Origin of the sequence: Undibacterium sp. Di26W (assembly GCF_049340265.1) — a bacterium.
Lineage (GTDB): Bacteria > Pseudomonadota > Gammaproteobacteria > Burkholderiales > Burkholderiaceae_D > Undibacterium.
In genome coordinates this window covers 36,013-50,414 of the sequence record NZ_JBMPOR010000006.1, presented here as the reverse complement: position 1 = coordinate 50,414, position 14,402 = coordinate 36,013, and the positions used below count along the sequence as shown (strand labels likewise).

The 14,402-nt window shown below is 53.1% G+C and carries 8 protein-coding genes; 5 read left to right on the top strand and 3 right to left on the bottom strand.

Features of this window, described 5'->3' with window-relative positions; all coding sequences use genetic code 11:
* The first annotated feature begins 183 nt into the window (after window positions 1-183).
* The 4 genes from glyQ to ACO0LM_RS09430 all read left to right on the top strand — a co-directional run bounded on the left by glyQ (window position 184) and on the right by ACO0LM_RS09430 (window position 4,789).
* Window positions 184-1,149, top strand: coding sequence for a glycine--tRNA ligase subunit alpha (gene glyQ, locus ACO0LM_RS09445; protein WP_423036443.1), 966 nt, complete (start codon window positions 184-186; stop codon window positions 1,147-1,149).
* An 82-nt stretch (window positions 1,150-1,231) separates the two neighbouring features.
* Window positions 1,232-3,316 carry a glycine--tRNA ligase subunit beta gene (gene glyS / locus ACO0LM_RS09440; RefSeq protein ID WP_423036441.1) on the top strand — a complete coding sequence of 695 codons (2,085 nt, stop codon included), beginning with the start codon at window positions 1,232-1,234 and terminating at the stop codon, window positions 3,314-3,316.
* 130 nt (window positions 3,317-3,446) lie between these two features.
* Window positions 3,447-4,010 carry a D-glycero-beta-D-manno-heptose 1,7-bisphosphate 7-phosphatase gene (gmhB, locus tag ACO0LM_RS09435; RefSeq protein WP_423036439.1) on the top strand — a complete coding sequence of 188 codons (564 nt, stop codon included), beginning with the start codon at window positions 3,447-3,449 and terminating at the stop codon, window positions 4,008-4,010.
* Between the two features lie 32 nt (window positions 4,011-4,042).
* The gene (locus ACO0LM_RS09430; protein WP_423036437.1) at window positions 4,043-4,789 is read left to right on the top strand and encodes a lysophospholipid acyltransferase family protein; all 747 of its coding nucleotides are present in this window, start codon (window positions 4,043-4,045) and stop codon (window positions 4,787-4,789) included.
* 16 nt (window positions 4,790-4,805) lie between these two features.
* On the opposite strand, the gene ACO0LM_RS09425 is transcribed toward ACO0LM_RS09430, so the two are convergent.
* Complete coding sequence (locus ACO0LM_RS09425; RefSeq protein ID WP_423036435.1) at window positions 4,806-6,416, bottom strand: MutS-related protein; 1,611 nt, start codon at window positions 6,414-6,416, stop codon at window positions 4,806-4,808.
* A gap of 230 nt (window positions 6,417-6,646) precedes the next feature.
* Here ACO0LM_RS09425 and ACO0LM_RS09420 point away from each other — a divergent pair, with 230 nt between their 5' ends.
* Window positions 6,647-7,561: a M48 family metallopeptidase gene (locus tag ACO0LM_RS09420; RefSeq protein ID WP_422985377.1), complete on the top strand. Its 915-nt coding sequence runs from the start codon at window positions 6,647-6,649 to the stop codon at window positions 7,559-7,561.
* Between the two features lie 59 nt (window positions 7,562-7,620).
* Here ACO0LM_RS09420 and ACO0LM_RS09415 read toward each other — a convergent pair whose 3' ends face one another.
* The gene (locus ACO0LM_RS09415; protein ID WP_423036433.1) at window positions 7,621-8,364 is read right to left on the bottom strand and encodes a FecR family protein; all 744 of its coding nucleotides are present in this window, start codon (window positions 8,362-8,364) and stop codon (window positions 7,621-7,623) included.
* Window positions 8,333-14,242 carry a filamentous hemagglutinin N-terminal domain-containing protein gene (locus ACO0LM_RS09410; protein WP_423036431.1) on the bottom strand — a complete coding sequence of 1,970 codons (5,910 nt, stop codon included), beginning with the start codon at window positions 14,240-14,242 and terminating at the stop codon, window positions 8,333-8,335. Before ACO0LM_RS09410 ends, ACO0LM_RS09415 begins: the two co-directional genes overlap by 32 nt.
* Between the last annotated feature and the right edge of the window lie 160 nt (window positions 14,243-14,402).

Sequence of the window (14,402 nt, the reverse complement as noted above, 5' to 3'; positions counted from 1 at the left end):
GACTTTCTCTGTGCCTCGGTATCTCTGTGGTGAAAGGTCTTCAGTATTTCCACAATCTACAGGTTAAAATTAACAAAACAACATCCAGCAAATTAGCCTATATAGCGCAAAAGCCGTTAAAATCTAAGGTTTGGCAAACTTTATTCATCGCTTCTTAAAGAAGTGACAAAGGCAGATAGCACGATGCTCACATTTCAACAAATTATCCTGACATTACAAGATTACTGGGACAAACAAGGCTGCGCCCTGTTGCAGCCTTACGATATGGAAGTGGGTGCGGGTACCTCGCATACGGGTACTTTCTTGCGCGCCATCGGGCCGGAACCATGGCGTGCAGCTTATGTACAGCCTTCCCGCCGCCCTAAAGATGGCCGTTATGGCGAAAACCCCAACCGTCTGCAACACTATTACCAGTATCAGGTGGTATTGAAACCGGCACCGGAAAATATTCTCGACCTGTATCTGGGTTCATTGAAGGCCCTGGGCCTGGATTTGCAGCAAAACGACATCCGCTTTGTGGAAGATGACTGGGAAAACCCCACCCTGGGTGCCTGGGGTCTGGGTTGGGAAGTCTGGCTCAACGGTATGGAAGTCACGCAATTCACTTACTTCCAGCAAGTCGGCGGCATTGATTGCAAGCCTATATTGGGCGAAATCACCTATGGTATCGAACGTCTGGCCATGTATTTGCAAGGCGTGGAAAACGTGTATGACCTGGTATGGACAGAACGTGAAGAAAACGGCCAGACCGTGCGCCTGTCGTATGGCGATGTCTTCCATCAAAATGAAGTGGAACAATCGACCTTCAATTTTGAATATTCAAATACCGATTTCCTGTTCTCTTTGTTCACCAACTATGAAGCGGAAGCCAAGCGTCTGCTGGAAGTGACCGAAAAATCCCTGGCTCTGCCAGCCTATGAAATGATTTTGAAGGCAGCACATACCTTCAACTTGCTGGATGCGCGTGGTGCGATATCGGTGACCGAGCGTGCGGCGTATATTGGCCGCATCCGTAACCTGTCGCGTGCCGTGGCTGCGGCTTACTATGCGTCGCGTGAAGCGCTGGGCTTCCCCATGTGCGCTGCGGATGACAAGCATAAGCCTGCTCCCGCCGCTGTTGTTACTGTTGCGACTGCCGCCTCTGCATAAGCATTGCATCAGCTTTACGCTTAGCCCACAAGACCATCATTAAACAGATTCTGGCACAACGCCGGAACGTAGGATAAGAAACATGAGCCAAACACTGTTAGTTGAATTATTTACCGAAGAACTGCCACCCAAGGCACTGGCCAAACTGGGTGAAGCATTCAGCGCCGGCATCGTGGCTGGTTTGAAATCCCGCGACTTTCTGGAAGCTGAAACCGTCGCGACCAGCTATGCGTCACCACGCCGCCTGGCTGTCAGCATCACTGGCGTGCGCGCCACGTCGCCAGACAAACTGATGCGCGAAAAAGTCTTGCCGGTATCTGTCGCACTGGATGCGGCTGGTAACGCCACCCCACCACTGGCCAAGAAACTGGCGGCGCTGGGCTTTCCCAACTTGCAAGTAAGCGATCTGGAACGTGCGGTGGATGGCAAGGCAGAAAGCTTCTTTTACAGCTATACCGCCGCAGGTACCGCGCTGGCACCCGCCGTGCAAACTGCACTGGAAGACACCATAGGCAAGTTGCCCATCCCGAAAGTCATGAGCTACCAGCGTCCGGATGGCGAGACAGTGCATTTTGTGCGCCCCGTGCACAAGATCATCGCCCTGCATGGTGCGGATATTGTGCCGCTGTCCTTGTTGGGCTTGAACAGCGACCGTATCACCAAGGGGCATCGTTTCCTGTCCGCCGGTGAAGTCAGCATTGCCAGGGCAGATGACTATGCCGCCAGCCTGAAAACCGAAGGTAAGGTCATCGCCAGCTTTAATGAGCGTAAAGAACTGATACGTAACGCCCTGCTGGGTAAAGCTGGTACAGATCAGGTCTTGATGCCTGAAGCGCTGCTGGATGAAGTCACTGCACTGGTGGAATGGCCAGTCGTATATGAATGCAATTTCGAGCAGGAATTTTTGGCGGTACCGCAAGAATGCCTGATACTGACCATGCAGACCAATCAAAAGTATTTTGCCCTGACGGATGCCAATGGCAAATTGCATTCCCGCTTTTTGATCGTCTCGAATCTGGAAACCAGCGACCCGCAGCACATCATCCAGGGGAATGAGCGCGTCGTGCGTCCGCGCCTGTCGGATGCAAAATTCTTCTTTGAACAAGACAAGAAAAAGACGCTGGAATCACGTCTACCTTTGCTGGCGAACGTTGTCTACCACAACAAACTGGGCAGCCAGGCGGACCGTACACAACGCGTCAAAACCCTGGCAGGCCAGATTGCTGCCAGCCTGAAAGGCGATGTTGCCCTGACCGAACGCGCGGCCCTGCTGGCCAAGACTGACTTGCTGACCGATATGGTCGGTGAATTCCCTGAACTGCAAGGCATCATGGGTACTTACTATGCCCAGCATGATGGTGAACATGCTGATGTCGCTGCCGCAGCGTCAGAACATTATCAGCCACGTTTTGCCGGCGATGCGCTGCCTGCAACATTGACAGGCACAGCAGTCGCCCTGGCAGATAAACTGGAAACCCTGGTTGGTATCTGGGGCATAGGCTTGCAGCCTACCGGTGACCGTGACCCGTTTGCACTGCGTCGCCATGCTCTTGGCATCTTGCGCATGCTGGTGGAAAAACGCCTGAGCCTGTCGCTGCATACCTTACTGGCGCAAGCCGTGGCCCTGTTTGCTGGCAATGCCAACTTCACCGACCCGACCAGCGACGTGCTGAACTTCCTGTTTGACCGCCTGCGTGGTCAATTACGCGACAAGGGCTTTTCACAAAGCGAAGTGGAAGCCGTGGTTGCCCAGCAACCAGACACACTAGCCAACATCGTTGAACGCCTGCAAGCCGTACAAGCCTTTGCTGCCCTGCCGGAATCAGAAGCACTGGCCGCTGCCAACAAGCGCATTACCAATATACTCAAAAAAGCCGAAGCTGCACCAGGTGCGGTTAATTCATCCCTGTTGCAGGAAGCCGCCGAGCAGGCACTGGCCAAGGCAATGGCCGATGTCAAACCGGAAGTCGATGCAGCATTTGCCAAAGGTGACTTCACCAGCGCCCTGAAAACCCTGGCCGCCCTGCGTGCAGCCGTGGACAGTTTTTTCAATGACGTGATGGTGAATGCCGAAGACCTGGCCTTGCGTAACAACCGCCTGGCATTGCTGGCCACCCTGCATGGGATGATGAATCAGGTAGCCGACATTTCCAAGCTGGCAGCATAATTGATATAGTGTGAACTACAGCAGTGCCAACAACAACTGTGGAAACAACAGTGCAGGCAACAACAGGGCCATGAACACCGGGCTGTTGTTGCAAACTGATGCAACTGATGACAAATGAGAAGGATAGGCTATGAAACTCATCATTCTTGACCGTGATGGCGTCATCAACCAGGATTCGGACGCCTTTATCAAGTCACCCGATGAATGGAAACCCATTCCCGGTTCGCTACAGGCGATTGCCCGTCTGAACCAGGCTGGTTATCGCGTGGTCGTTGCCACCAATCAGTCTGGCGTGGGCCGTAAATTGTTTGATATGGCGACCCTGAATGCCATCCACCAGAAAATGCATACGACAGCACAACAGCTGGGTGCCACCATCGACGCCATTTTTTTCTGCCCGCATATGGCCGATGAAAACTGTGACTGTCGCAAACCCAAGCCCGGCATGCTGCAGGAAATTGCCCGCCGCTACGACGTTAACCTCAAAGGTGTACATTGCGTTGGCGATTCGCTGCGCGATCTGCAAGCGGGGTTTGTGATGGGTTGCATCCCGCACCTGGTATTGACTGGCAAAGGTGCCCAGGCCCAGGAAAAAGGCGGCCTGCCACCTGGCACTCAAGTCTATCCCGACCTGGCCGCGATGGTAGACAAACTGGTGGAAAACTCACCATCCGAATTTAATATCGCGATCTGAATGTATTCAGCATCGCCGCAATTGGAGACTACATGCTTCGTTTTACCCTTTTTGTACGCTCGCTGATTTTTTTACTGGTGATGGGCATTGTTACCATCGTCTGGGCTCCCATCAGTATGCTGTTTGCGTTCTTGCCGTATAACCAGCGCTATTACATTACAGCACGCTGGAATGTCACTATCATCTGGGCAGCAAAAATGATTTGTGGCATACGCTACCAGACCAAAGGATTTGAGAACTTCCCGGATGGGCCAGCCATCCTGCTATGCAAACATCAGTCAGCCTGGGAAACCATTTTCCTGTTGATGGCCACACCGCGCCCACTGGTGTTCGTCTTCAAAAAAGAAATTACCTATATCCCCTTCTTTGGCTGGGCAATCTCCATGCTGCGCATGATCCCTATCGACCGTAGCAAGGGCAAGGACGCCTTCGCCCATGTCGTCACCCAGGGTCGAAAGCGTCTGGCCGATGGTCAGTGGATCATCATGTTCCCCGAAGGTACACGTATCGCTGTGGGTAAAAAAGGTCAGTACAAAGGCGGCGGTGCCCGCCTGGCAGTGGAAACCAATACTCCTGTCGTACCTGTCGCCGTGAATTCTGGCGAATGCTGGCCCAAAAACTCTTTCACCAAATTGCCAGGCACCGTCACCGTATCGGTTGGCAAACCGATTCCACCGAATGATATGAATGCGGTGGAATTGATGGCAGAAGTAGAAAAATGGATAGAGGCCGAAATGCGTGTGATTTCGCCACAGGTGTATCAATCGGAATCAAAGTAATTTTCCGCAGCATGCCTCAAGCTGAACCGGAACTTTCCAATAGTTGTTCACACTTGTCTGGATGAATAAGATAATCACTAAGCCAGTCGAAAACCCGACTGGCTTTGTTTTTTATGTCTTCCCCAAAACCATACGAAGACAACAAGCGTATGCCGTTGGGATCAGCTAGTACGCCCTCAGTCAACTGCAATCTGGATTTGTCACTGTGGTCTGCAACGACACATAGTGGTGTCAAATAGCTTTCCAGTAATGGGGCCAGCACCAGATTATGAGATGAAACGATCACCATGCTGGAACTGGACAGGCTTTGCAAAACTGCGGCAGCAGCCGAGATGGATTCCTGGTGATTGGTACCCCGAAAGATTTCATCAATCACAAACACGGTCTGCTGATGGCTTCCGGCAACATCCAGTAATTCTTTGGCACGCCTGAGTTCTGCCTGGTACAGGCTTTCACTTACCATCAGTGAATCTTCACTCTGCATGCTTGAGTACACCGCTCCCACGGGAACACTGGCAGAAGCCGCATAACAAAAACCAAAAGCACGGGCAACGATAAGATTCAAACCTATGGTGCGCAGCAATGTACTCTTGCCTATACCATTCTGCCCTGAAACAAAAGCACCTTTCCCTTCCAGTGCAATGCTTAAGGCTGAAGCCTGCTGTAACAATGGATGCACCACATGCTGCAAGTGCAATCGCTTCCCACTTGCAGGCGACGACCAACAATATTGTGGAACCGATTGCAAGTGTCTGACCAGTGCCAGATCAGCTTCCAGATTTGCCACGCGCAGGTACACCCTGCGTAAAAAATCCTGATTATTCCGTACTATCATGCAGGTTTTAAAATAATGCCGGATATTGTCCAGCAAGAACCATTCGGTATACTCCTTCACAACCGGCAGGAACATGAATGCTGGTCGGCTCAGGCTGCGCATAATTCTATGCGCTTGATTACCATCTTCGGTCTGCGTCGGCGTATCCGACGGTGCCTGGTTCTCCAGCGAATTGAAGCTTTTCAATAAGGCGCGCAAGGTTTGCAGTTTCTTTGACCATTCCTCGATCCGGTCAGAGTAGCGTGCCTGTAACGCCAGCAAAACACCCCATGCCAGCACAACTGCTAACCAGGCATAAGCCGTCGATGTCAGTGCAAGCAAGAGTAGCAGAATGGTGCCGACAGGTAGCAGCCACATGAATTTGTACCATGCTGCCGGATCGGGAATAGCATGCGTAAAAATCTGTTCGCTGATCTCTATTTCGACTTCACGTAAGGGCAGACAGTGCTGCTGCAATATGCCATGCAATACAGGATCAGCGATCAGTTTCTGCAAGCGCTGCCTGCCATCATTGTCCTGCGTATCCACGCGCAAGCGCTGGTGTAACATTTGCTGAGCAAAAATACTGCTTCCCACGGCCAGTCTATCGGCGTAAGCATCCAGTAACATATCCTTGGCAGTATGCTCATCAATGCGCTTCACATCATCACTTTTCGCACTGCGATACAACATGGCAATATCGCTACGGGCAAAAGGAAAATCAACTGGCTTCTTGTGAGGAAGGCGCCACAAAAAGGAAATCTTTTTAACCAGACGGTCCCAGTAATTCTGCAGCAATGTCAGTATATTCATGTGACCCTGTTGGGTATGTGGCGAATTGAGCTTTCTCGTGTTCAGGCAGGTTGAGCTACTTGCGCAGAATTCAAGCGGCCTGAAATAAATAAAAGAAAAGCAATCAACAAAAACCCGTTTTTTGACGCAAAAACACGAAAACCTGAAAATAGGTCACACTATTGGACATGCCAGCAAAAAAACTGGCCATAAGTTCCACGTCATATTGAATCAGGATTACCCAAGCTGAAATGAAACCCCGCATTCCATCTATTGGCAAGGCCATACAAATGGCTTTGCAACTGGACTTATTCAGTGATTTTCTGGTGCCGGACAAACTGCGTCCCGCGCCTGCTGTGCCACCCACTCCAGCCAAAGACAAAATTCAAAGGGATGAAGTGCGGCCGCTCACGCCTCCGCCGTCCACCTTTGTCAATACCAGCAACAAGCGACGCATACTGATACAGGATTATTTGCTGGAATATGATTTGCAGCGTTCAAAACGCCGCAGTATCGGTTTCCTGATCAATGAAGACGGATTGCGCATCACGGCACCGCGCTGGGTGACGATTGCCGATATTGAAACGGCAATACAGGAAAAACAGAGCTGGATATTGCGCAAGCTGACCGAGCGCAGGGAACGTACCCAGCGCCAGCTCGAACCCAAAATGCACTGGAAGGATGGGGCCAAGCTACCTTACCTTGGTGGCGAGATCGCGCTGCAGATTGCGCCGGCCTCTATCAGCGGCACCCATTTCCTGGCAGACCAGGGCACACTGATCATCAATCTGCCAGCCGATGCCGGTGAACAGCAATTGAAAGATCGTGTGCAAAGCTGGTTGCAGCAGGAAGCCAAGCGGGTATTCAATGATCGCTTGCCTGTGTTTGCAGAAAAACTGAATGTGCGCTATCAGAGCATGGCACTGTCAGCGGCGACCACACGCTGGGGTTCTTGTACTTCTCAAGGGAAAATACGCCTGAACTGGCGGCTGATTCATTTTTCACCGATGATTATTGATTACGTCATCGCACATGAACTGGCACACTTGCGGGAAATGAATCACAGTCCGCGTTTCTGGGCGACGGTGCAATCCGTATTCCCTGACTTTGAACTGGCCCGCGACAAGTTGCGACAGCATGCCAGCGCCGATCTGCCGGCATTTTAAGTCTTGATTGCCAATCCTGCACTGATGGACAGCGCAAGATTGGCCAAAATCCAGGTGACCTAACGCACCTCACAAATCAGACTACCTGATTTTTTTTCATTGCTGGCATTTTCCTGGCTGTTACCGGCAGGGAAGCTGACTGGCGGGCTAAATTGCATGCCTGGATTATTCGGCAACAGTACCGGTGGTTTCGAGAAGCTGATGGCATAGGCAAACTGTCCGGCTGATACCTCCAGCAAGCCGGCATCGTTTTTCAGGAAGATTGTTCCATCCAGCACCTGGATATACAGGCCAGGCGGTCTGCCAGCGCCCTGAGGGTCATTCACACCAGACAATTCAGGCGGTACATATTCGGCAATGAAGATGGTGCCGCGTATGCCTATCGATGCGGTCGGTGTATTCAGGCCAAACCGCTCCTTGTTGCGCTTGCCCAGTATGCCGGTCACGGCACGCATGCCGCCCTTGATCAGGGTCATGGCAAACCCATCATTGTTTGGTTTGTCTTCTTCGAAAGAAAACTGGTCTATGCGCAATTGTGTATTCGGGCGCAGGGTGACTTCGCTATTATCGGCAAACTTGATACGGGCATAGGTATCTTTTTCTGCAATCAGAACATCGCCCTGTTCGACCGTCGATTTCTGCGTCAATACCTTGACCGTACCGTCGGCTTTCTTGACCAGCAAGGGGCCACTCAGGTGCGTGACTGCCCCCGCGACCTGGGCTGCGAAACTGAATGCGCAGCTCAGGCATAGCGATAGCAGGAAAAGAAACTTAATTGCAGTACAGTTTTTTATCAGTAGCATTTTTTAATACTCCGTTATCACTTGTGCCGGCAATACTGCTTCTTTGTTCAAACCTGGTTTCACGACCTGAATCACCGTTACCACTCTCAAAGAAACTCGATGAATTGGTAATCGAATTGGTGATGGCCAGGGTCGAACTGATATAGCTGTTCAGGGCCGCATTGATAGAATTGGTCAGCACATTGCCAGTCCGGATATCACCAATAGGCAAGACTATCGTGCAACCCAGCAAACCAGGATTGGCCGCGCATTGCGCCAGCGTAGGCAAGACTGCCGAGCAGCCGGCAATTGCCGGGTTAGCCGCACAACTTGCCAGGCTTGGTAACACCACGCTGCAACCGCTGGCAGCCGGCCTGGCGATACAGGCATTCAGTGTCGGCAACACAGCGCTGCAACCAGCCGCTGATGGTGTCGCAATACAGGCAGTCAGGCTGGGTAAGACCACGCTGCATCCTGGCAAAGCAGGGTTGGCCACACAGGCATTCAAGCCCGGCAAAACAGCTGCACATCCGGCAGTGCCCGGATTGATGGTACAGGCAGCCAGGCTAGGTAACACCGCTGAACAGCCCGCCAGCGCAGGATTTGCAGTACAGGCGGCCAGACTTGGCAGAATCACACTGCAACCCACTGTTGAAGGTGCCGCAATACAGATTGGAAACCTTGGCAAGACCTGCGTACAACCAGGCAGGCTTTGGTTGGCTACGCAACTGGCGACGCTTGGCAATACCACGCTGCAACCTGGTAAGGTTGGTGTGTCGATACAACTGGCCAGGCTTGGCAACACATTGCTGCAACCAGCCAGCGTAGGTGTCGCAATACAGGCACTGATGCTAGGCAAGACTGCACTACAACCTGGCAAACTTGGGCTGGCAATACAAGCCGCCAGGCTAGGCAATATCACTGAGCAACCGGCCAGACCTGGATTGGCGATACAGGCATTCAGCGTCGGCAACACCACGCTACAACCTGGCAAGGTCGGGGTGGCAGTACAGACTGCCAGACCAGGCAAGACATTGCTGCAACCGGCCAGTGTCGGTGTGGCGATGCAAGCCGCCAGGCTAGGCAGGACAGCGCTGCAACCTGGCAGGCTGGGGCTGGCGCTACAGGCTGCCAGTGTCGGCAAGACAGCACTGCAACCTGCCAGGATCGGGGTCTGTATACAGGCCGCCAGCGTCGGCAAGACTGCGCTGCAACCTGCCAGCGAAGGACTGGCAGTACATGCAGCGACCGACGGCAATACGGCAGAGCAGCCAGCAATATTCGGCGCAGAAATACAGGCCGCCAATGCCGGCAAGATCACGCTACATCCCTGCAGCGTTGGCGCAGCCGTACATTGCGACAAACTAGGCAGCACTGCGCTGCAACCGTTGACGCCGGGATTGGCAATACAGACTGTCAGGCTAGGCAATATGGCGCTGCAACCTGCGGTCGATGGATTGGCTATGCATGCAGCCAGCGTTGGCAAGATCAGGTTGCAACCAGCAACGGTGGGGTTGGCGAGACAGGTACTCAGGCTGGGCAAGACACTGGCGCAACCAAACAGCGACGGATTAGCGATACAGGCACTGATAGTCGGCAGTACCGTACTGCATCCGGCCACAGTCGGCGATGCACGGCAAGTCTCGATGCTGGGCAAGACCACACTGCAACCATTCAGGTCAGGTTTAGCCATACAGGCCGCCAGGCTGGGCAACACTGAACTGCATCCTTGCAAGGTCGGCGTAGCGATACACGCAGCCAGGCTGGGCAGCGGCGCATTCAGGAAAGCTTGCTGGGTGACGTTACCACCGCTGACGGTACCGGAAATCAGGATGGCATCACCCGCTTTCAGCAAAATATTGCCGGTAGTCGACACCACACCGGTGCTTCCCACGGTCAGTTTGTCGGCAGTACTGCCGCTGGCACCAGCTTCCAGAGTGATATTGCCGCCGTTGGCACTGGCGACGGTACCATTGACAGTCAGAGGGCTGTGCGCTACCAGGCTGATATTGCCCGCCTTGGTACGCACTGCATCACCATTGTCCAGTGTAATGGCACCCACATTGTCGATGATGATATTGCCGGTGCTGCCGGCAGTGCTCTGAACCACGTTGCGCAAGGTAAGAGCACCCGTATTATTGACCTTGATATCGGTATTGGCACCGCTATTATTGGCGAGCAGCAAAGGCACCTGGGTCTGCAAGGCGGTTCCATTGCCGATGCCGCCGCTGGCTGAGGCATCCAGTGAAGCACCACTGATCAAACCACTGGATTGCACAATACTGCCACCCGTCGCCGACAGTGTCACCACACCGGTGCCAGCACTGATAGGTGCGCCAATAGTGATATTGCCGGCATTTGCCGTCAGAATGGCATTGCCGTTGGTGGCGATGCCATTCAGGCTATAGTTGCTGGAACCATTACCACCAGTCAGGTTACTGACATTGATACCCTGGGTATTCACAAAACTGAAACTGCCAGCACTTTTTGCTGCCAGGTTGCTGATCACGTTCAGGCCATTCAGTGTGATGGCCCCATTTGCGACCACGCCCAAATCCTGCACGGTAATGGGATTGAGTTGGGTGATATTCGACCCACTCAACAAGCCTATGCGTGTGGTGGTCAGGTGTTTGATATCGGTGGCAGCACTGGCATTGGTATCGGTGATGGCAACCACAGAAATCGGGCCGGATGCGTCAGTCAGGCTGTCGGTGCCGATGGCAATATTGGCAGCACTGACCCTGTATAGATTGGTCACTGCCAGACAAGGGGAAGCGCTGCAAGTGGCAGAACCGACGGTAATGGCACGTCCCACGGTATAGGGACGAATACCAAAATCGCTAGCCGTCACGCCACCCGGACCACCAAGCACCAGTTGATCGGCAATGAAGCCTATCTTGGCCGTACCAGCGTTGACGTTATCAGAAATCGTCAGTGTACCAGTACCCGAGCTTAATACGACAGGCTGGTTATTGGTGACAATGCCAGTAATGGAGGCGATGTTGGTGACATTCAAATTACCTGCGTTAAAGACATTCAGCCCGCCAGTTCCCAGCCCGGCAGGATTCAGATCTGCCGCCAATGAGCTGAAACTGTTGCTGGTATTGGTCAGGTTGACCGGTCCTTTGGTTTGCAAGGCGAGGCCATTGCCAACAATGGGATTACCTGCTGTCTGGCTGATACCAGAAGTAGAATCAGAAGTCAGCTTGATGGTCGATATCGTATTGATCCCGCTGTAACCATCTACCGTAGTCACATTGATGGGATTGACCGAACGGTACAGAAAACTGCCGGTGCTGGCCGAACCTGAAATGACGCCTATGGTATTGGCGTCGGAAAGGTTGACGCTATAACCGCGCGCCTGCACCGAGCTGGCACCATCAATAATGGCACCGCTCTGTTGTGAAATAGTGTTACCGGAATTTAAGGTGAGCGAGGTGTTCACGTTTTGCAAAGCACCACCGGCGCCAGAACTCATGGGGCCCTTGATGTCGATTGCACCGCCACCCATGTTGCCGATTTTCAGGCGTGTGGCTGTGATCCTGTTCAATTCGCCAGCAGACAATTCCAGTGTGCTGGCCAGCGCATTCGTCGCACCCGTGGCAAGATGAATACTGCCACCGCCATTCGCATCCAGCGTAACGGCACCGCTACCTGCATTCACTGTTCCAAGCAAATCCATCTTGTCCGATTTGATGGAAATAGCAGCGCCAGAACTATTGATCTGGGCACCAGCAGCAGTGCTGGTCAAGGCATCGGCACCGGCAACCTGCAAAGTAATGGCACCACCAGTACTATTGATATTTCCCCCAGCAAACTGGTTGATACCGCCCTGACCATTGATGGTCACCAGGCCGTTATTGGTAATCACCGGTGCACTGATATCTGTTGTGAAACTAGCAGGCGAACTGAGGTAAATTCCTGCGCCAGAAGTCTGCTGCTTGACGCCGTAACCAGTCGCACCTACATCATTGACCACCAGATTGGCAGCGATACTGGCGATGCGAATATCCCCACTGCCGGTATTGAGCGCATTCACTTTGGCCGCTTGCACCCCCATATTATCCGTTGCAATCGTCCCGTGCAGGCCACTCACAGCGCTCAGCTTCAGGTCTTTGGCATAGATGATGCTGCCGTTTTGCTGGATGACATCCGCGCCAGTGCTAATCGTGACATTGCCATTCGTCGAGGAATTGCCGCGTGCATCAATACCGCCCGAGCCGACATTGATAAACCCCGTGCTATTGACCAGAACGTCGCCACCCACGCCTACCGTGCTCGGAAATGTCACCAATGACTTGAAGGTGGTCTTGCCACTGGCACTGGTACTGATCTGCCCGCTATTGGTAGTCAGCTTGGCGACCACGATATCGGCCGTCTGTGGTGAAGCACCGGTGCCGGTTTGCAAGGTGATGGTGCCGGTACCGGAGGCCTTGATTTCCAGATTGGGGTCAGCAGCTATCAGATTGATGCCACGGGTGGCGCTGACATCAGTCGCTGCATTACGCGTCCTGAGCGTCAGGCTGGAATTGCTGGGCAGGGATATCAGGCTACTAAAAAAAATACCACTGGTATCGATATAATTGGTTGCTTCCAGCACGATATTCGTACCTGGGGCAAGCCCCTGGATTTCTGACTGATTCACAGTGGTCGGGCTGGCATCAGCAAAATTGATCGTACCTATGCCAGAACCCTGAAAGGTGCCAGTACCATCGGATGCACCGTCACCAGTACCGCCACCAATCGTGATGGAGGAAGGGTCAAGCAATAAAGTACCGTTCTTGCCACGCGAGGCACTGACATCTACTTTTGCATGAAAATCCAGGTTTTGCTTGCCCGAAGTTTCAACAAAGCCGCCATTCCCGCTCGCGCTGCCGGCACGTGCAGAAATGCTGCCATTGACCCGTGTCACCTCATCTGACCAAACGATGACCTTGCCGCCATCCCCGCTCTTGCCAGCGTTGGCGGAAATAGTCGCATCGCTGCCGACAAAGGTACGCTTGGCATTCATCACACCGGCATTGTCGCCGTGATAATCGCCGCCGACCAGAATCTGGCCACCGCCCGTATCGCCACTGGCATCAACCTGGGCATTGCCTGCCAGTGCCACGCGCTGCCCCAGAATCTGGATGTCACCCCCCTTGCCGGCACCAGTCGCGGTAGTAAGGCTGCCGCTATCCAATACCGTATCCTGGCTGGCCTTGAAATATATTTTGCCATTCTCGCCGACCACGACACTGTTGGCACTGACCAGCCCGCGCTGATTGATGAGCGCGCCATAGATACCGATCTTGCCACCGGCAGCGATCACCTGTCCCAAGTTGACAGCCTGATCCTTGCTGGCGCTGACCACCACATGCACATCGGGATTGGCTGAATCAACCAGTTTCACAGATTGACCAGCGGCCAGCAGGATATCGCCATTGGGTGAAGTGATGATGCCGCTGTTTTCAATATCAGGTGCAATCAGATACACGTGCCCGCCTGCCGGTGTCGTAATGGCACCCTGATTGCTGATCTTGCCTGCCTGTTCACCCGCAGAAAAATTCAGCTTGCCGGCTTTGAAATCGCTGTCGCTCATGCCCAGACTGGACACCACCAGGCCGTTCACATCCACCTGCGCGCCCTTGCCAAACAGGACGCCGTTCGGGTTGATCAAAAACACCCGTCCATTTGATTGTAGTGCGCCCAGTATCTGCGAAGGATTTTGGCCGGTGACGCGGTTCAATACTGCGCTATTGGCGTTTTCCTGAATGAAGCGGGTAATATCACCGGCATTGATGGAAAAATCCTGCCAGTTGATGATGGCACCCGGCGTATTGGTAATCGTAAACAGATTACCGTCCTTGTTGAAAATAACCTTGCCATTGACCACTTGCGGCCCAACCGGATTGGCCATGCCAGGTGCATGGCAAAAACAGGTAAGCAACAAAGCCGGCAGCAATTTTGGTAGTAGCTTTGGTAATAGCCGGGGTAAAGACCCAATGCGCCGGTTCGCCGCCAATGTGGATTCAGATTGAGCGAACATACTGATTTCTTTCCTCATGCTCTTCCTCACC

Bases quoted from the DNA above. Each gene is read 5' to 3' on its own strand.
- glyQ (WP_423036443.1), top strand. From the start codon at position 184: ATGCTCACATTTCAACAAATTATCCTGACATTACAAGATTACTGGGAC.
- glyS (WP_423036441.1), top strand. From the start codon at position 1,232: ATGAGCCAAACACTGTTAGTTGAATTATTTACCGAAGAACTGCCACCC.
- gmhB (WP_423036439.1), top strand. From the start codon at position 3,447: ATGAAACTCATCATTCTTGACCGTGATGGCGTCATCAACCAGGATTCG.
- ACO0LM_RS09430 (WP_423036437.1), top strand. From the start codon at position 4,043: ATGCTTCGTTTTACCCTTTTTGTACGCTCGCTGATTTTTTTACTGGTG.
- ACO0LM_RS09425 (WP_423036435.1), bottom strand. From the start codon at position 6,416: ATGAATATACTGACATTGCTGCAGAATTACTGGGACCGTCTGGTTAAA.
- ACO0LM_RS09420 (WP_422985377.1), top strand. From the start codon at position 6,647: ATGAAACCCCGCATTCCATCTATTGGCAAGGCCATACAAATGGCTTTG.
- ACO0LM_RS09415 (WP_423036433.1), bottom strand. From the start codon at position 8,364: ATGCTACTGATAAAAAACTGTACTGCAATTAAGTTTCTTTTCCTGCTA.
- ACO0LM_RS09410 (WP_423036431.1), bottom strand. From the start codon at position 14,242: ATGGCCAATCCGGTTGGGCCGCAAGTGGTCAATGGCAAGGTTATTTTC.